This window comes from bacterium, assembly GCA_016708025.1.
Classification (GTDB): domain Bacteria; phylum Zixibacteria; class MSB-5A5; order GN15; family FEB-12; genus FEB-12.
In genome coordinates this window covers 828,930-848,446 of the sequence record JADJGQ010000002.1, presented here as the reverse complement: position 1 = coordinate 848,446, position 19,517 = coordinate 828,930, and the positions used below count along the sequence as shown (strand labels likewise).

The 19,517-nt window shown below is 54.2% G+C and carries 12 protein-coding genes; 9 read left to right on the top strand and 3 right to left on the bottom strand.

Annotated features, from left to right (window positions below; translation table 11 throughout):
* The first annotated feature begins 31 nt into the window (after positions 1 to 31).
* The 5 genes from secA to IPH75_09895 all read left to right on the top strand — a co-directional run bounded on the left by secA (position 32) and on the right by IPH75_09895 (position 6,057).
* Positions 32 to 3,016: a preprotein translocase subunit SecA gene (secA, locus tag IPH75_09915; protein MBK7142384.1), complete on the top strand. Its 2,985-nt coding sequence runs from the start codon at positions 32 to 34 to the stop codon at positions 3,014 to 3,016.
* Positions 3,017 to 3,629: 613 nt separating this feature from the next.
* Positions 3,630 to 4,037 carry an Rrf2 family transcriptional regulator gene (locus tag IPH75_09910; GenBank protein MBK7142383.1) on the top strand — a complete coding sequence of 136 codons (408 nt, stop codon included), beginning with the start codon at positions 3,630 to 3,632 and terminating at the stop codon, positions 4,035 to 4,037.
* A gap of 91 nt (positions 4,038 to 4,128) precedes the next feature.
* On the top strand, positions 4,129 to 4,767 hold the full coding sequence (locus IPH75_09905) for a hypothetical protein (protein ID MBK7142382.1): 639 nt from the start codon (positions 4,129 to 4,131) through the stop codon (positions 4,765 to 4,767).
* A gap of 17 nt (positions 4,768 to 4,784) precedes the next feature.
* Positions 4,785 to 5,411, top strand: a complete 627-nt coding sequence (locus tag IPH75_09900) for a hypothetical protein (GenBank protein ID MBK7142381.1) — start codon at positions 4,785 to 4,787, stop codon at positions 5,409 to 5,411.
* Positions 5,412 to 5,415: 4 nt separating this feature from the next.
* Entirely contained in the window at positions 5,416 to 6,057 is a 642-nt protein-coding gene (locus IPH75_09895) for a hypothetical protein (protein MBK7142380.1), read from the top strand.
* On the opposite strand, the gene IPH75_09890 is transcribed toward IPH75_09895, so the two are convergent.
* From IPH75_09890 to ychF, 3 genes are all read right to left on the bottom strand, one after another.
* Entirely contained in the window at positions 6,054 to 7,616 is a 1,563-nt protein-coding gene (locus tag IPH75_09890) for an NAD(P)H-hydrate dehydratase (protein MBK7142379.1), read from the bottom strand. The genes IPH75_09895 and IPH75_09890 overlap by 4 nt on opposite strands.
* A 13-nt stretch (positions 7,617 to 7,629) precedes the next feature.
* Positions 7,630 to 10,017: an endopeptidase La gene (gene lon / locus IPH75_09885; protein MBK7142378.1), complete on the bottom strand. Its 2,388-nt coding sequence runs from the start codon at positions 10,015 to 10,017 to the stop codon at positions 7,630 to 7,632.
* Between the two features lie 126 nt (positions 10,018 to 10,143).
* On the bottom strand, positions 10,144 to 11,196 hold the full coding sequence (gene ychF / locus IPH75_09880; protein MBK7142377.1) for a redox-regulated ATPase YchF: 1,053 nt from the start codon (positions 11,194 to 11,196) through the stop codon (positions 10,144 to 10,146).
* Between the two features lie 120 nt (positions 11,197 to 11,316).
* Here ychF and IPH75_09875 point away from each other — a divergent pair, with 120 nt between their 5' ends.
* From IPH75_09875 to IPH75_09860, 4 genes are all read left to right on the top strand, one after another.
* Complete coding sequence (locus tag IPH75_09875; GenBank protein MBK7142376.1) at positions 11,317 to 14,493, top strand: M1 family metallopeptidase; 3,177 nt, start codon at positions 11,317 to 11,319, stop codon at positions 14,491 to 14,493.
* A 13-nt stretch (positions 14,494 to 14,506) separates the two neighbouring features.
* On the top strand, positions 14,507 to 14,995 hold the full coding sequence (locus tag IPH75_09870) for a GNAT family N-acetyltransferase (protein ID MBK7142375.1): 489 nt from the start codon (positions 14,507 to 14,509) through the stop codon (positions 14,993 to 14,995).
* Between the two features lie 390 nt (positions 14,996 to 15,385).
* The gene (locus IPH75_09865; protein MBK7142374.1) at positions 15,386 to 18,865 is read left to right on the top strand and encodes a DNA polymerase III subunit alpha; all 3,480 of its coding nucleotides are present in this window, start codon (positions 15,386 to 15,388) and stop codon (positions 18,863 to 18,865) included.
* A gap of 180 nt (positions 18,866 to 19,045) precedes the next feature.
* Positions 19,046 to 19,465, top strand: coding sequence for a thioredoxin family protein (locus tag IPH75_09860; protein ID MBK7142373.1), 420 nt, complete (start codon positions 19,046 to 19,048; stop codon positions 19,463 to 19,465).
* Positions 19,466 to 19,517 lie beyond the last annotated feature (52 nt).

Genomic DNA, 19,517 nt, shown 5'->3' with positions numbered 1-19,517 from the left:
TTTATAACAGCAATATGGACAGATCAACGACATGAAGAATTTTCTGACCAAACTTTTCGGTACCAAGCACGAACGGGACGCCAAGCGACTTCGCCCCTACGTGGATGAAATAAATGACTTTTTTGCCGAGTACGAGAAGCTCTCCGACGACGAGTTGCGGGCGAAAACCGACGAATTCCGGAGTCGCGTAGCCGCTGGCGAAACGCTCGATGAGATCGCTACCGAGGCCTTTGCCCTGGTCAAAGAGGCATGCCGCCGGCATGTCGGACATGCCTGGAACGTGGTCGGACAATCCGCCACCTGGAATATGGTCCATTTCGATGTCCAGTTAATGGGTGGCATGGTACTGCATCAGGGGAAGATCGCCGAAATGGCGACGGGTGAAGGTAAAACGCTGGTGGCGACCCTGCCGACCTACCTCAACGCCCTTTCCGGCAAAGGCGTGCATATCGTCACCGTTAACGATTACCTGGCGATGCGCGACCGCGAGTGGATGGGTAAGATCTACGAATTCCTCGGCCTGACAGTTGGCGTCATCCAAAACCAGATGAACAACCTCGAGCGGCGCGAACAATACGCTAAAGATATCACCTTCGGCACCGCCAACGAATTCGGCTTCGACTACCTTCGTGACAATATGGCGCAACGCGCCGAAGACCGTGTCCATCGCAACTTCAACTATGCGATTATCGACGAGGTTGACTCGATCCTGGTTGATGAGGCCCGCACACCGCTCATCATCTCGGGAATCGTCGAGGAATCCAATGTCCATGACCGTTACCGGGAAATGAAATCGACCGTCGATACCCTGGTCCGCAAGCAGACGCAGTTGATCAACGACATGATCGCCCAGGCGGAGACGATGATCCAGGAAGGGAAGGCGGAAAACGAGTTCGAGGCGGGCAGCCTTCTATTAGCAGCCCAGCGCGGCGCGCCGAAAAACAAGCGACTGCTTAAACTGGTCAAAGAACAGGGGATGAAGCGGCTGATCACCGATGTCGAGTCGGCCTACATGCGCGATAAAAAACTGCATGAGATCGATGACCGACTTTATTTCTTTATCGATGAGCGCGAGCACTCTATCGCCCTCACCGACAAAGGGAATGCGCAATTCCCTACCGATGTTCAGAAGCTGTTCGAGATCCCCGATCTCTCTACCCTGTTGTCGGAACTTGACGGTAACGAGGGGCTGACTCCGGAAGAGCGAAAAACCAAGACCGACGAGTACTATCGACTGCATGCCGAGCGTTCAGAGAAAGTCCACGCCATCAACCAGCTCCTGCGGGCATACTCCCTGTATGAAAAAGATGTCGAGTATGTGATCCAGGACGATAAGGTGATGATCGTCGATGAGTTCACCGGCCGTATCCTTCCGGGACGCCGGTACTCCGACGGCCTGCACCAGGCGATCGAGGCCAAAGAGGGAGTTCGGATCGAGGCCGAGACGCAGACGCTCGCCACGATCACTCTCCAGAACTATTTCCGCATGTACGAAAAGCTGGCCGGTATGACCGGTACCGCAGAAACTGAGGCCGGCGAATTCTGGGAGATCTACAAGCTCGATGTCGCCGTTATTCCGACTAATCAGGAGTGTATTCGCGATGATCAGGACGACCAGATCTTCCGCACTCGCCGAGAGAAATATAACGCCATTATCGAAGAGATCACCGCAAAGTACAAGGAAGGTCAGCCGGTGCTGGTCGGTACGATCTCGGTCGAGGTCTCGGAAACCTTGTCGCGCATGCTCAAGCGCCAGGGGATCCCGCACAATGTCCTCAACGCCAAACAGCACCAGCGAGAAGCGGAGATCGTGGCCGATGCCGGCCGACGCCAGGGTGTGACCATCGCCACCAACATGGCCGGCCGCGGTACTGATATCAAGCTCGGCCAGGGTGTGACTGAGGTCGGCGGCCTCCATATCATCGGCACAGAGCGTCATGAGTCCCGACGGATCGACCGGCAGTTGCGCGGTCGTGCGGGACGTCAGGGTGACCCGGGATCTTCCATCTTCTACCTCTCCCTTGAAGACGATCTGATGCGGCTGTTTGGCGGCGACCGGCTTGGCTCCATCATGGATCGCCTCGGGGTCAAGGAAGGTGAAGTGATCACCCACCCCATGGTGACGCGCGCGATCGAACGGGCCCAGAAGAAAGTGGAAACCCAGAACTTCGCTATCCGCAAACATACGCTGGAATATGACGACGTCATGAATGTCCAGCGCAAATGGATATACGAACGACGTCTCGCGGCGCTCGAACGCGAGTCGATCCAGGATGAAGTTCTTGAATTGATCGACAATGTACTGGATGTCCTGATCGACACCCACTGCGCCGAGAAAGAATACCCCGAAAACTGGAATATCTCGGGAGTACAGGAAGACCTTCGCAAGATCTTCCTGTTGCAGTTCACGGTCAGCCAGGAAGAACTGGTCAAGCTGGACCGTGAATCGCTGAAAGAACATCTGAAAAATGCGGTGATGGGGATCTATCGCCAGAAAGAATCCGCCTACGGCAGCGACATCATGCGACAGCTTGAGCGGTTTGCCGTGCTGTCGACGATCGATCGCCACTGGCGCGATCATCTGGCGGAGATGGATGAACTTCGCACCGGTATCGGACTGCGCGCTTACCATGGCGGCATGGGAAAGCCGATCGATATCTACAAACGCGAAGCGTTCAAGACGTTCGAAGAGATGATCGTCGAGATCGACCGCGATATCGTCAACCTCGTTTACAAACTGCAGGTGAATGTCCCACAGCAGGCGCGAACCACCCGGCGCGAGCCGGCAATGGTGGCCACGCATGCCGACTCCACCAACATGGGACTTGCCTCGCAAGCCCAGTCGGCGGTAGCCGATGCTTCCGGTGGCGCCAATCCGATGGCGGCCGCATCACAGGCCGGGACTCAATCAACTCAACCGGCCAAGCGCAATCTCGCCAGGGTTGGACGGAATGATCCCTGTCCCTGCGGCTCCGGCAAAAAATACAAAAAATGCCACGGGGCTGACGAAGTCTGATCTGAAAGGCGGCCACTGGCCGCCTTTTTTTATTCGGTAAATCAAACAACATTCTCCTGTCGTAGCTGTGATCATCCGCTATTCCAGTGATTCAATTCCTGGGATTTGCCCTGTCCGTGGAAACAATTCCTGCGTCTGTGAAAAATTGGACCTCTAAAGTCGACCGACCGATAATTTTCGCATAAATGATCAGCGCGAAACAAAACAGCGAGTACGTATACCTATATTGTCAACTTGGTACACGCTCGCTTGCATTATACGTCAATGCCGCAATCGGTTTCACAAACACGTCACTCGACATTTCGAAATCTGAAATAAAGTAATGTCGATTACATTATCTGGCTGTCCAACTTTTAGCGTATAGAGAATACTCGTGCCGCTATCACTTGTATCGAAACGTGGGCAAAAAAGGCATTGACAGGGCGACGACAGAAATGGTTTAATGTGTCAGTTTTTGGCCGCGGATATCCATTTTCTCGATCACCATCACCCGAGAGCTGTGGTAAGCGGCATGAACATTCAATCCAATCGAATTTGTCAATGTCTGGCCGGGGGCTAGTTGGAAAACACCGGTGGACAAAACGGGCACCATTTACAACATTGGACGGACAGCATGGATCTGAAACTCAGTACCTCGTTGATGTACGGACTCTCTGCGCTTGGCTATCTCGCTGCGGCAAATTCAGAGCGACCAGTTATGGTTCGCGAGATCTGTCGTGAATGCAATCTGCCGTATGATTCGACGATGAAGGTGATGCGTCAATTGACACGGGCACGACTGGTCAATGCCCATCGCGGCTCAAAGGGTGGCTTCACGCTTCGACTCCCCTCACACGAGATCAGCTTCCTCAAGATCATTGAAGCGATCGAAGGTCCGTTGGAGACCGGCGATCGTTCTGAAAATGGCGAACTGCAGCCGATCTGCCGCAGTGCGATCGGCATCCTCAACGACGCCCGCGTGGCAGTCGAAGCGGTCTATGGCAAGCTCTCCCTCAAGGATCTGGCTGCCTCCCGCAACTGACCGTTTCCTCTTACTCCGGAAAGCGGATTGACTTATCCCCGATCAAGCAGTATGATATCTGAAATATCGTACTGCTTTCCGGGAGGTAACGGTGAAATGTCCAACCCTCTTGTTTCTGCTCTGCCTGGTGGGAGCCTCTTCCGCCTATTCCCAATCCGTTTCGCTCGCTGATGGTTCCAGCGGTTCGCTCGTGACAGTCGGTCCGGCCTTTGCATTCGGCAGTGATGGCTCGGTTCAAGGATTGTCCGTCGAGTTCGGCTATTCCCATCAGGGACGACTGGATGCCGGCGGGCGTTACAGCGCTGTCGGTGGACTGACTCCCACTGTCCACAACTGTCATGTGATCACCACCTACTTTGGCTACTCCGTGATCAAACAGAATCGGGAATCGAAGGACCCTATCTCGCTTTCCATCCGAACAGAGTTTGATATTCTGCTCCCCGATGCCGGCGTATATAGCTTTGATCGAGCAGAAGATCCGGATGGGATCTTCAGGGTTGGACTGTCCATCTCCCATGCAATCGGCAATTGGTCAAGTCCGGTCTCCCCGGTCCTGACAGTTCTTTACTCCAAGCCGATTTCCAGCGACGTTGAGGCCAAGATTGCGATCCGCGCCGGACTCGCTATTCTCTTCCCGAGCACGGGAAAGGCGCATTTCATGATCTTCCCTCAGGTGGAAAAGCACGGTGAAACCGGTAGTGCCAGATTCAACATTGGCTTCATGTTCTAATACCAGGAGATCGGACTATGTATCGTTCAAGAGTATTTCTTTGCCTGGCCATACTACTCCTGGCCATTCCCGGAGCAGTCTTCGCCCAAGGTGAGTATCTCTGGGGAAGTAACAGTGGATGGCAGCTAGGGGCCGGCATCGCAGGGGGAAACGAGGTCACCAACTACTACGGCGCCTTGGGTACGTCTATAAAAGGCATTGCTGATCTGGCAGTGTACTACGGCCGGCAGGACAAGAGTGGCTGGAATAAGGGTGTCGGAGGTGTCCAACTCTCTTTCTGGCTGTTGAAAGAAGGTCGTCGCGGCAACCCGCTATCGCTTGGTCTTTCCGGTTCGTTCGAAGGTACCAGCGGTCACGGAATATCGACCGTCTCCGTCGGCTTGGCAAAACGGATCAACATCCCGGAAAGCAAAACTTTCCTACTCCCCTCTCTCTCGCTAGGATCTGTCTGGGGAATCGAGAAGGGCGGGTATTACTACAGCGAGAGTGATCGTCTGTATAGTCTCTCACTCGGGCTCGGTCTGGCAATTCCGCTTCATCCCAGGAGTTGTCTGGTTTTTTCTGTGGGACACACCGCAGTCGAGGACGCCAGCGCTACCGGCGGAATGGTGTCTATCGTCTTCGGCCGATTTGGAAAGGAATGACCATATGAAAACGTCAATCATGATCCGTACGACCTTTCTCGTACTTCTGTCCGCCTTTGTGATCCCAACGAACTCCTTTGCCCAGGGAGAGTACATTCTCGGCAATGAAAGCGCCGCCGCCTTCAATATGGGTGGTTATCTGGGGAGTGATGATATCCTGGGAGGAAGTGCATCGTTTGGATATTCGGTGAATGGAATTTACGATATTGGTATCACCGCCGGATCTCAGACAATTAACGACGAAGGCAAGTTCTTTGGCGGCTTCGGTGTTACCTTCTGGCCGGCCAAACGAGGCAGAGGTGATTCAGAACTCTCTCTGGGATTTTTCGGACAGATCGGCGCCGCATCGGATATAAAGACGTATTCCGGCGGGGTTGTGCTTCCGTTGCAGATCCCGGTCGGCAAAGAAACACTGATCGTCACTTCATTCGGCGGCGGTATGACCAAGGTCGATGGAATGGGTTATCGGGGAGAATACTCTTATGGATTTGGCCTGATCGACTTTGCGGTCGCTTACCCGACAGGTCCAAAATCGAAAATGGCGTTCTCAGCAAATGCGACTCTGGCGAAAGAGGGAAACAATACGTTTGGAATTTCGATCTCTTTCCTCTTCGGATGGCAGCGAGCGAACCGTAGCGATATCTAGCGCTTCTCCAGCGCCATGAATGCTTCCGGGAGGCAGTCGATCATGTCTCCCGCGATCATCGCACGTTCCGTCAACATATCCGCGGCAATATCACCAGCCGCTCCATGCAGGTAAACAGCCGTCACTGCCGCCTTGAATGGTTCTACCGATTGCGCCAGCAATGCGCCGATCATTCCTGACAGCACATCGCCGGACCCGCCGGTCGCCATACCTGAATTGCCGGTCGGATTGAGATAACAGGCGCCTTCTTCCGATGCCACCAAAGTGGGGCTCCCTTTGAGGACAAGTGTCACGCGCATCCGCTTGGCATACTCGATCGCCATATGTGATCTCGCATGGATATCCAGCGGCGCCACCATATTGGTCAGCCTCTGGAATTCCCCCGGATGCGGTGTAATGACCAATGGCCCGTTACCCGACCGCATCTCCAGAAGTTCAACAACCCCCTCAAAGGCGTTCAGCCCGTCTGCATCCAGAATCGCGGGGATCTCCAGTTTGTCTATCAGTCGGCGGATCAGCTCGCGGGTTTCGTGGTGTTTGCCTATTCCGGGACCGATCACGATCGCGTCATGCTCTGTCATATAGCGCCTGATCTCACCGAGCGACCGGAGAGCCAGCGCACCGTATCGTTTTACTTCGGGAAGTGCAACCGAGGTTGGCTCGGTCGTTTTGAGGGAGATGATAGGTAGAAGCGACGAGGGACAACCGATCTTCACCAATCCCGTGCCGGTGCGCATGGCTGATTGTGCCGCAAGACAGGCCGCACCAGTCAGACCGGTCGAACCAGCCAGCACAAAAAGCTTTCCGAAATCTCCCTTATGCCCATCCGGCTTGCGTTCGGGAAGCCAGCGTTTGACATCATCTTCGGTGGTGAGATCCAGATGGAGCCCCATGGCCGCAACCGGTTCATCCGGAATTCCGATCGGAATGATCGCTACCTGACGGCCAGCCAGTTCACGGCCCGGCGAAAGATAAAGTCCGTATTTGGGAAGTCCGAGTGTGCAGGTTTGGGTTGCTCGCACGACGGAGCCTTCAAACAGCCCGGTGTCGGCATTGAGTCCGGACGGAAGGTCCACTGCGACTACCTCGCGACCGGTTTCTCCCTGGCGATTGATATAATCTATCGCCAGCGCCGCCACACCATTCGGAGTGCCGGTGAATCCGGTGCCGAAGATCGCATCGACAATGATATCTGCAGAGAGTGTTTCCGGGAGTTCGGCGAGCGAGCTGACTTCCTGCATCGGCACGCCGACTCGGAGAGCACGGTCGTAATTGAGACGGGCATCTTCGGTCATCGCGGCGGTCGCGCCAAGCATGTAGACCGTCACGGGAATTTCTGCTTCAAGCAGATACCGGGCGACCACCAGGCCATCGCCGCCATTATTCCCTTTACCGCAGAAGATGGCGACCGAATGATGATCGCCAGTGATCAGATTGGTGAGAATATAGTCGGAGATTCCCCGGCCGGCGGTCTCCATGAGAGTCGCGCCGGGAATACCGTATTTATCGATCGTCTCGCGGTCGATGGCTCGCATCTGAGCCGCGGTGACCAATTTCATGCTGTGTCCTTGATCAGTTGCGTTTACCAGCCGTTGGCTTCTTCGGGTGAGCCACTACCGGCTTATCCAACGCAAACTTAATGGCAGCCAGGACATCCGAAAAGTACTTTATCTCAAGTTTCTTCCGAATATCCGGCGGAATCTCCGTCAAATCCTTCCGATTTTCTTCCGGAAGTATCACGGTCTCAATACCGGCCCTTACCGCCCCGAGTAGCTTCTCTTTTAAGCCGCCGATCGGAAGCAATTCTCCGCGCAACGTGATCTCGCCGGTCATCGCCAGACGGGCTTTCACCGGTCGACGAGTAAAGATTGAGGCCAACGCCACCGCCATCGTAATACCGGCCGAGGGTCCATCTTTGGGAGTTGCGCCAGCCGGGACATGGATATGAATATCCCGTCCATCAAACGCCTCGGGCGGCAAACCGAGATCAGCCGCATTGGTCCGGATGAATGACAGCGCCGCCTGCGCAGACTCTTTCATCACATTCCCCAGATGCCCGGTCAAGACGACCGAGTTTTTTCCCTGCATGACGGTCGCTTCGATAAACAACACATCGCCGCCCACCGAAGTATAGGCCAGTCCCGGGACAACCCCGATCCGCCCATGCCGCGCGAGTACTTCACGCGTGAAACGCCGCGGTCCGAGTAGTTTTGGTACATCGGTTTTGGTCAGGGTAGTTTTCCCTTTGTATCCCGATGCTACTTTACGCGCGACTTTTCGTGTCAGCGAGGCGATCTCGCGCTCGAGATTGCGGAGACCCGACTCGCGCGTGTAATTATCTATCAACGCCTGAATGGCGCTATCTTCGAATACCAGTTCGGCGGCCGTCAATCCATGATTCTCAACCTGCTTGCGAATCAGATGCTGCCGTGCGATCATCAGCTTTTCGAGATCGGTATACCCCGGAATAGTGATCACTTCCATACGATCCAGCAACACCGGCGGGATCGGCTCCAGCATATTGGCTGTGGTGATAAACATCACCTTGGAGAGATCAAACGGAAGATCCAGATAGTGATCAGTAAAGGTATCATTCTGCTCCGGATCCAGCACTTCGAGCAATGCAGAGGCTGGGTCGCCACGGAAATCTGAACCGAGCTTGTCTATCTCATCCAGCATGATCACCGGGTTATTGGTGCCACAGCGGCGGAGCGATTGGATTATCCGTCCCGGCAGTGAACCGATATAGGTTCGCCGATGTCCGCGAATCTCTGCTTCATCCCGCATGCCGCCGAGCGACACACGAACAAATTCACGTCCCATCGCACGGGCGATCGACTTGCCGAGTGAGGTCTTGCCGACTCCGGGAGGGCCGACGAAACAGAGGATCGGTCCCTTGATATCAGATTTCAGTTTCCGGACAGCCAGATGTTCGAGAATGCGCTCTTTGACTTTGACCAGATTGTAGTGGTCTTCGTCGAGCACCTTTTTCGCTTTCTTCAGGTCGAGCAGATCTTTGCTCGTCTTCACCCACGGCAAACTGACCAGCCAGTCAAGATAGGTGCGCGAGACCGTGTATTCCGCCGACGACGGCGACATATGCGACAGACGTTCCAGCTCTTTGCGCGCAGCCTGTTCAGCCTGTTGCGGCATGCCGGATGCTACTATCTTCTTCTCAAACTCCTCAACATCCCCTTTTTCATCGAGATCACCCAGTTCGCGGCGGATCGCCTTCATCTGCTCGCGCAGGATGTAGTCGCGCTGCGATTTCCCCAATTCACTTGCCGCCTGCGCCTGGATCTTTTGCGACAGCTCCAGCACCTCGATCTCTTTGTTGATCGACTGGTGCAGAGTCTGCATCCGGCGATAGACATCCAGCTCTTCGAGCAACGACTGTTTCTGTTCGATTGCGATATTGAGATTGGAAGAGATGAAATCGACCAGCTTGGATGGCGTATCCTGATTGATCGCCGTCACATGGAACTCTTCGTTGAGATACGGCGCCAGTTCAACCAGCGTTTTCACTCGCTCGATGATATTCCGCTGCAACGCTTCCATCCGGACATTTTCGCGCGTGCTTTCCGGCATCTCTTCGATCTCGGCCATCAGATATGGCTGGGTCGAAGTGAATCGCTTGATCTTAATGCGGCTGATCCCCTGCATCAGGAAACGAACCGTCCCATCCGGGAAGCGAAGCATCTTGAGAATATTCCCTGAGGTCCCGACCGAATGCAGGTCGTCCGGACCAGGGTTTTCAATCTTGGCGTCTTTCTGGAGGAATAGCCCGATACGGGACCCGCGCATCAATGCGTCATCAACCAGCCGGGTCTGATCGACCTGCTGGATCATGAGCGGCACTACCAGATACGGATAAACGATCGTCCCGCGAAGCGGAAGGATCGGCAAGGTCTGGTTATCTACCTGGGTTCCACGAGCGATATTGTCAATGACTGTCGACACTCTATCTCCATGCTGTTCAGTGTCCTTGGTTACCTCTTATACTATCGGCGGGCAGTGCAAAAAATGAACAGTCCGGCCGGGCATGTTCCATAGAACCGGCCAGGTCACAGACGGTTCCCTTCGCCGTTACACGTTGAACCGGAAGAGGATAACGTCACCGTCCTGGATTATATACTCTTTCCCCTCGAGTCGCTGCTTCCCGGCTGCTTTGAGTGCCGCAGGAGTTTTCAGTGCTATGTAGTCGTCATACTTGGTCACTTCGGCCCGAATAAACCCGCGCTCAATATCAGAATGGATCACCCCCGCCGAATGCTGGGCGTTGGTCCCTTTGCGAATTGTCCAGGCGCGCACTTCGGGTTCGCCGGCGGTAAGGAACGAAATGAGGCCAAGAAGTTCATACGATCGTTGCACGACCTGGATCATCGCCGGACGTTCAATCCCCAGCTCCTGCAAAAATGCATTCCGTTCGTCGGGGTCAAGGCCGACCAGTTCCGCCTCGATTTTCCCACAGCAGACCACCACTTCGCGCTTCCCCGGCTCTTTCAAGCTGGCATACTTTTCAGCGATCGTCGACGCTTTAGCCAGGTCATTCTCCCCGATATTGATGACAATCAGGATCGGTTTCTGCGAGAGGAACTGGTAGCCACGGATCAGCTTTGCTTCATCTTCGTGAAGTTCCATCTCCAGCAGCGGCTTCTCCTGCTCCAGGAAGGCGAGACAGCGCTTCATGATATCCATCTCGCGCTCTTCGGACTTGTCGCCGGTCAGTCTCGTTTTGCGCGCACGCTTTTCGATACTTGATTCGATCATCGCCTGATCCAACAAGATCATCTCTTCGATAAGGGCGCGAATATCCGCCTCCGGTTTCGCTTCACCGGAAAAAGCGTCGATCACCAGCATGAAGGCATCCATCTTCCGAAGGTCCGGGTGGATCTCCAGCCCGGATGACTTTTTCCCCTCGCCGGAAAATCCGGGAGCATCGAGAAACTCTATCTCCGCATAGGTGATCTTTTTGGGGTTGACGATCTCCGCCAACCTGAGAAGCCGATCATCGGGTACTTTTATGACTGCCCGGTGAACTGCCTGTGAGAAATCTCCGACCGTCTCCTGCGCGCCGGCGGCGGCGTTAAAGAGGGTCGTTTTGCCGCTCTGCGGCTTGCCAATTATACCTAGTTTCATATCCGGTACATGGTACGGCAAAGGGGGGAATGATGCAAGATATCACTTGTTTGACATACAGCCTTGCCGAGCAAAGAATCGCTTACTATCTTGGCAAGGGTATCAGGGATAAGGGAATCTATGGCAAACCGGCTTATTCAACTCGCCTATCTATTCACACTACTTTTCGCTAGTTCACTTCTCGCTACGCCTCCGGGATACTGGCAACAGGAAGTGAATTATAAGATCGATGTGACACTGCAATCCGATCTAAGGACTATCACCGGCACTTGTCAGATCGTTTACATTAACAACTCGCCGGATACGCTGCGCGAACTGTTTATCAAGGCTTTTCCGAATGCGGTGCAAAAGGGATCGTACGCCGATCTGAAGGCGCGGGAGACCGGGGATTATTCGTTCGCCAACTTGAAATTACTTGAACATAGTTCGCTTGCAATCGATTCGCTACAAGTGCGCATCAGACCTGAACGTGTTATCTACGTTGAGGCTCACGACCCCGTGGAAGGCAAAACTCGGCTCTGGAAATCCTGGAGTGTCGACAACACAATTGTAACTGTTGACCTTTCGCCGCAACCTTCGCTTCCTCATGACACTATTGAGATTAATATACGCTTCACCACCGTCCTCCCCGCTCCCCACTCAATGCGCATGGGACTATACAGGGGTGTCACTAAAGCAGCCTACTGGTATCCCCAAGTTTGCGTTTATGATCGGAAACTCGGATGGAATAGCGGGCAGTATCTCGGCTGGGGTGAGTGCTATGGCGATTACGGTCGATTCGAAGTAAGCATTACTGCGCCGGAGGATGTCATTGTCGCCGCTACAGGATACTGTTGGAATCAGGATGTAGTGCTGCCTGAGTCACTCAAGACCGCTCTTGAATTGAACAACTACCTGAAACCGCGCAGTGAATGGCCAAAGCTGCAGTACGATATCACTCGCACTAGAAGATGGGAATTCGCGGCAGATAATGTCAATGACTTTGCCTTTGTTGCATCCCGCGATTATTGTATAAGCTGGGACACTTCCGATGCCGTTGATGTCATTGCTTATGTTCTCAAAGAGAATGCTCAAAAATGGCAATCCGCCACCCAAGACGGCGTTGATGCCATCACCACTCTCTCCGAGAAATTCTTCCCGTATCAGTACCCTGTCATGCGGATCTGCGATGCCTACGGCGGCATGGAATTCCCGATGCTGGTCCACTGCGCCGGCGGCCCACCCTCGCCCGGATGGTACATTGTCACCTATCACGAGATCGCACACAACTGGTTTATGGGGATGATCGGTTCCAACCAAAGTGACCGACCCTTTCTTGATGAAGGCTTCACCACCCATGCCGAGCATGTTGTGATGGAGAAATACCGCGGACGATATGACAATGTCTCCAATCCGCAGGGATGGTACGCCCGAGCCTTTGCCCCCGATGATGAAGTCCGCAACACGCGCGGCTTCCGCCCTCAGCTCGAGTTGATGACCCAGCAATATGACAAACCAATGGTTTTTTCCTATGACCAGGGAGAGGAATACTGGCCCTACCGCGTCTCGGCGTACTACAAATCAGCCGTGATGCATTACAATCTGCGCGCTATACTCGGCGACTCCGCCTATTTCACCGCCATGCAACACTACTGCCGAGAATGGCTGTTCGCGCATCCTTACGAAGAAGACTTTGTCGCCTCTATGGAGCAGGCAACCGGGCTTCAGCTCGACCCGTTTTTCCAGCAATGGTTTTACGGCCGCGAGCGACTAGACTACGCGGTCAAATCGGTCAAACGCCAAACCGATTCATCAAACAACGAAACTGAAATAACACTGGAAAACCGTGGACGCTTCGTCTCTCCCGTCCCGGTTGCAGTGATTCTTGAATCCGGCGACACGCTTTTCTATATGGCCGCGCCGGAAGGGATGACCTTCTCCCGCCCCGGCTATACATCGCTACCGACCTGGCATCAGTTCAGACGTTTTGATGAAAAGTACACTTTCTCTGTCAATGACAGCCGCAAGGTGAAGAAAGTTGTAGTCGATCCGGAAAATTTGTTGATGGATATCGACCGAACCAACAACAGATCCTCATTTTGGTGGCCGACTGAGATCCGCTTTGACAACATGAAATATGACCGTGTCCCGGTCAACGAATACGCTCTTCGCTGGCGGCCTGATCTCTGGTATGACAAACCGAACGGCATGCAGATCGGCGGGCATCTGCACGGCTCCTATCTTGGACGGCTCAACAAATTCTCGCTCGATGCCCGCTATAGCGTCGATTCGAAACGTCCGTTCATCGATCTGGAGGGCTCTCTCCCGATCGTTACGCTCGGCTCCGGCCCGGATTTTTCATATCGACTGCTCTTGGCCGACCACCGCCTGTACACTCGATCGAGCTACTTCACACAATCCAAACCGCGCTGGTCGCGCCTGGACCGCGAAGAGCTGCGGGTCGACATGGAGATGCTCTCCATAGGAGAAAAACAGGCTACACCGCGAAGCGCTCCTGACCCAGATATCCTTCCGTATATCAGCGAACCAAACTGGGATAGCGGCGAAACATACAGCTTCTCCGTCTCCACCGGTATCTATCGCACATTCCGGTATGGTGAATGGTCCGTGACTGACCGGAGTACGGTCGGCATGCACGACTACGAGGAATCAGCGCGTGGCTTCCTGAAAAACGAAATTCGCGGCACCTTCTCGTTGAAGCGCTCCGATGAAGGCGGCGGGAACTGGCTCTTCAGCCGTTTTGTCATAACTAATCTCGGCGGCCACCCGCCGGCGCATCTGCTTCAGCATTTGACACGCGCGTCGGCGTATGATCAGTTTGTCCGATCACAGATGTTCCGTTCACCCGGCTCTTTCCCGACCGACTGGCTAAACGAGTTTTATCAATCGGCTGAACGGGTGCGCGGCTACCAGGATCGACTGGTTTATCTCGCTGAATCGTTTGGCGGAACAATCGAACTGACACCATTCAAAAGACTGCCGATCCCGTTGATAGACAAAACACCCCTGATCGGCAAATTCCTCGCCAAAGCAAACCTGACGCTGTTCGCCGATGGCGCAACTGTTTCAATGGAAAAAGCCGAGCCGGATTACCGCTTCCCGATTACCGCAAACGAGACTGTTTTAAACGAAGGAAAATTCTACGCTTCGGGCGGTTTTTCTATCACTCTCCCGCCGGTCTGGTCGCACCATTCTATTCGGCTTGATTTCCCGCTCTTTTTGAGCAAACCGCTCCCGACCGAAGAACGTTTTGATTTCCGCTTCTCTGTCGCCTGGCTGATCGGACAGACCAAGTAGAAAGGAATGCGCCATGATCGGAATAACCATACATTCCCTCACCCGCTCCGACCGCGAGTGGGTCACCCAGATCTGGCGCGAATACTGGGGAGCGGATTATATCGTCAACTGCGGACAGATCGTCCGGCCGCACGATGTTGACGCTATCTACGCCGCCACTACCAACAACGAACGAGTCGGTCTCCTGACCTATCGTATCGAAAACGGCCAATGCGAAGTGGTCACCATCGATGCCTTCAATCAATTTGCCGGTGTCGGGACCGCGTTGATCGAGGCGATCACCAAGATTGCCGCCGCCGAAAACTGCCGACGGCTCTGGCTTATCACCACCAACGATAATCTTGACGCCCTTCGGTTTTATCAGCGTCGCGGGTTCCATCTGGTGACGATTCATCGCAATGCACTTGACCGTTCGCGCGAGTTGAAACCCTCTATTCCAATGGTCGGCGAGTATCACATTCCCTTGCGCGATGAGATAGAGCTCGAGATGGTGCTGTCGTAAGTAATTGAGCGAAGAGCGCGTCAGGTCACACTTCGAAGCAACTCACCGATATCGCGGTACATAAATCAACTTCAGCTAAGTCGGCTTCGAAGCAGGACCTGACGCAACATCTGTTGGTTATAGCCAGCAGACGGCTGCAATTCCATCGGTCTCCGTCAAGTTCCGTCAGTTCCTAGCGTTCGCCTGGCTTCTCAAGAACTCTTTTAATTCACAATCGCACGAACGCGAGAACTGACGGAATTCCTGATCCTGATTGTGATTGCAACTTTGCTCCGAAAAACTCTTGTTTGAAAGGCGACCCTTCGCCACATTCCTACAGTTCGGGCAGTCAGGAAGTCTGCTCGCTGGTACAACAGTTTTCTAACCGCACACGGAACAGCAGTCAGTTATATGAAATTCTCGAACTTCGTTCATTTACATACACATAGCCAGTATTCGCTGCTTGACGGCGCCTGCCGCCTCGACTCGGTGATCGAACTCGCCAAGAACTTCAAAATGCCCGCTCTGGCGATCACCGACCACGGCAACATGTTTGGCGCGATTGAGTTCTACAAAAAAGCGACCAAAGCCGGAGTCAAGCCGATCATCGGGACCGAAGCTTATGTCGCCGCCACCAGCCGCTTCGACAAAAAGCCATCGACTACCTACCCCAATGGCGGCTTCCATATGGTGCTGTTGGCCAAAAACCTGACCGGCTATAAAAACCTGATCAAACTCTCCTCCTCGGGTTATCTCGAAGGGTTCTATCACCGGCCCCGCATCGACAAAGATATCCTGAAAGAGCATTCCGAGGGTCTCATTGCCACCTCCGCTTGCCTTGCCGGCGAGGTCAACTGGCACCTTCAGCGCGGAGATACCGAAGGTGCGGTTGCCGCCGCACGGTTCTATCAGGATCTGTTTGGCGAAGGAAATTTCTTCATTGAAATACAAAACCATGGTCTGGAGCAGGAAGCAATAGTCCTCCCCAAGCTGGTCGCCATCTCCAAAGAGACCGGAATCCCCCTCGTCGCGACCAACGACTGCCACTATCTCCGCCAGCAGGATTGGCAGGCGCATGACGCGTTGCTCTGTATCCAGACCGACAAGAAGGTCGAAGATACCGACCGGATGCGCTATAACTCCGACCAGATCTACTTCAAGTCTCCCGAAGAGATGTATGAGCGGTTTGGCGATTTCAAGGATGCGCTGGAAAACACTATCCGCATCGCCGAATCCTGCAATCTGGAACTGGAACTCGGCCAGCTCAAGCTCCCGGTCTTCCCGATCCCCAAGCCGTATGTAGACCCCGACCAGTACCTTCGGTATTTATGCGAAGAAGGGCTGAAAGTTCGCTATAGCAAGATCACTGAAGAGATCAAAAAGCGCCTCGACTACGAACTGGGTGTCATCAAGCAGATGGGGTATGCTGGCTACTTCCTGATCGTGAAAGATTTCTGTGATTATGCCCGTTCGCAGAAGATCCCGGTCGGCCCGGGCCGTGGCTCGGCGGCCGGTTCACTCGTCTCGTACGCGCTCAAGATTACCAATGTCGACCCGATCCGGTTTAACCTGCTGTTTGAGCGGTTCTTGAATCCGGAACGTATCTCGATGCCTGATATCGATATCGATTTCGCGGACCGCGGCCGCGATAAGATCATCAAGTATGTTATCGAAAAATATGGCGCCGACAACGTCACCCAGATCATTACGTTCGGTACCATGGCCGCGCGCGGCGTCGTACGTGATGTCGGCCGAGTGCTCGGCCTCCCCTATTCCGAGGTCGACAGAATCGCCAAGCTGATTCCGGCCACGCCGGACATGACTCTCGAGAAAGCAATCGAATCCACCCCGGAACTTCGTCAGCTCGGCGAAAACGACAAGCGAATCGAGCGGCTGCTGGCATACTCGCAGACCCTCGAAGGTCTGGCCCGACATTGCTCGACCCACGCCGCCGGAGTTGTGATCGCCCCATCGGCCCTGACCAACTATGTCCCGCTCTTCAAAGGCTCCCGAGACGAAATCACGACCCAGTACGATATGAAGATGGTCGAAGAGATCGGCCTCCTCAAGATGGACTTCCTCGGACTCCGCACTCTGACGGTTATCGATGATGCCGAGCGAATGATCCGTGAGAACTACCCAAGCTCCAAGGTCGATTTGGATAACTTGCCGCTGGATGACCCCAAGGTTTTCGAGATCTTTGCAAGAGGAGAGACAGTCGGGATCTTCCAGTTTGAATCGAACGGAATGCGGGACTATCTCCGAAAGCTCAAACCGGAGACCTTCGTTGACCTCGCCGTGATGAACGCGCTCTACCGCCCGGGGCCGTTGGATGCCCGCGTGGCGATGCGCCCCGGCGAAGAGATGAACATGATCGACATTTATATCGAGCGGAAACGCGGGACGCTCGATGTTAAGTTCATGCACCCCAAACTCGAGAAGATCCTGGGCGAGACCTACGGCGTGATCGTCTTCCAGGAGCAGGTGCTCCAGATCGCCAACCAGTTGGCCGGTTACTCACTTGGTCAGGCCGACCTGCTTCGCAAAGCAATGGGTAAAAAAGATGCCCAGCTTATGGCGAACCAGAAGGAAGAGTTCATCAAAGGTGCCGAGGGACATAAGGTTGAGCACAAAGTCGCGGCGGATATGTTCGACCAGATTGAGACCTTCGCACGCTACGGCTTCAACAAAGCCCACTCCACCTGTTATGCTCTGGTCGCCTACCAGACAGCCTGGCTCAAATGCTACTACCCCCACGAGTTTATGGCCGCCACCATGACCTCGGAAATCAACGACACCGAGCGGATCTACACACTCCTCGAAGAATGCCGCCGTCTTGGTATCAAGGTCGAACCGCCGGATGTGAATGAATCCAAGTCGGACTTCACCGTGGTCGGCGGGTCTATTCGCTTTGGACTTCAGGCGGTAAAGAATGTGGGCGGCGACGCTGCCGTGGCGATACAGGAAGCTCGCAAGACAACCGGGATTTTTGGTTCGCTCGCCGATCTCTGCTCCAAAGTCCCGCTCCGGCAGATCAACAGGCGTACTTTGGAGTCGCTTATCGCAGCCGGTGCGTGCGATTCGCTCCCCGGGAATCGGGCCCAGAAGTACGATATAGTCGAGGGATGTCTCGAATACGCACACAAAGTACAGGAACAACAGAACTCGCATGACCTCTTTGCCGGAGCCGGCCAGGCGGTCCAGCGGACCGAGCCGCCGCTGAAGGAGATTGCCGACTGGCCGACCTCGCAACGGTTAGCCCAGGAAAAGGCGATGCTCGGTTTCTACCTTTCCGGCCACCCGCTCGACAAATTCCGCGATGAATTGATCTGCTTCACCACCACCAGCGCAGGCGGACTCAAAGGGACCCCCGATGGCCGCGAGGTGACGGTCGGCGGAATCGTGACCAATCTCAAAAAGATGCCGGATCGCAAAGGGAATATGATGGCCTTTGTGACGCTTGAAGATTTCTCCGGGTCAGTCGAGTTGGTCTGCTTCTCGGATTGTTACGATAAAGGCAAGGAGCACATCGAGATAGACCGGATGATCCTCGTCACCGGACGGGTCTCCACCCGAGAGGGCGAGGCACCTAAAGTTGTTGCCGCAGAAACACTTCCGCTGGAAAAACTGACGGAACGTTTCTCCTGCCAACTGGTTATAAAGGTAGCCAAGGATTGCTCCGATGAAACCCTTGACCGGGCTTTGTCTATACTAGATGAGTATCGTGGGACAGCCCCGGTTCTCCTCGCGGCTCGCGAAAACGGCTCCGAAGTGTACATCAAGTCAAAGAAGTACGCCGTGACAGTCGATTTCAAACTGCTCGATTCACTCAAAGGGATGCTGGGTGACTCCGCCGCCTACCTTCGACCGCTACAAGCGAAAAACTCGTAGCCAAGGTATGCTGACAGACCAGAGATTTGAACAACTTGACGATAGGTGATTGATGAAAGCGTTCCGATTCCTGACCTTCCCGGCTGTTCTGCTGCTCGCGGCGGCATTGGTATATGCCGTCGACAAACCAGCCGAAACTCCGCCGGCGTTCAAAGCCACCGATACGACATCGGTCCAAGATTGACCTGGGTCTCCTACGACGAAGGGCTGAAGCGCGCCACTACCGAAAACAAGTACCTGCTGGTGGACATCACCGCCTCCTGGTGTGGCTGGTGCAAAAAGATGGACAAAGAGACATTTGCCGATACCGCGATCATCAAGATGATCAATGAGAAGTACATTCCGGTCAAGCTCTGGGGAGATTCTGACAAGATTCTTGATCTGAACGGTTACAAAATCTCTGAAAAGGACCTGGTCCAGAACAAGTTCGGCCCGTCCGGCTACCCGACTTTTGTGTTTATGTGCTCTGATTCCATCGGCATAGCCAAGCTGCCCGGCTACCGTGGCCCGGACGATTTCAAGAAACTGCTCGCCGCTGTCAACAATATCAGTTGCGACAGTATCAAGGCGATCGCTGAAGCCCAGAAGCAGATGAAATAGCAGGAATATTCAGTTTGACAGAAATGACCGCCTGTGCTATTTCTGTGCGAAT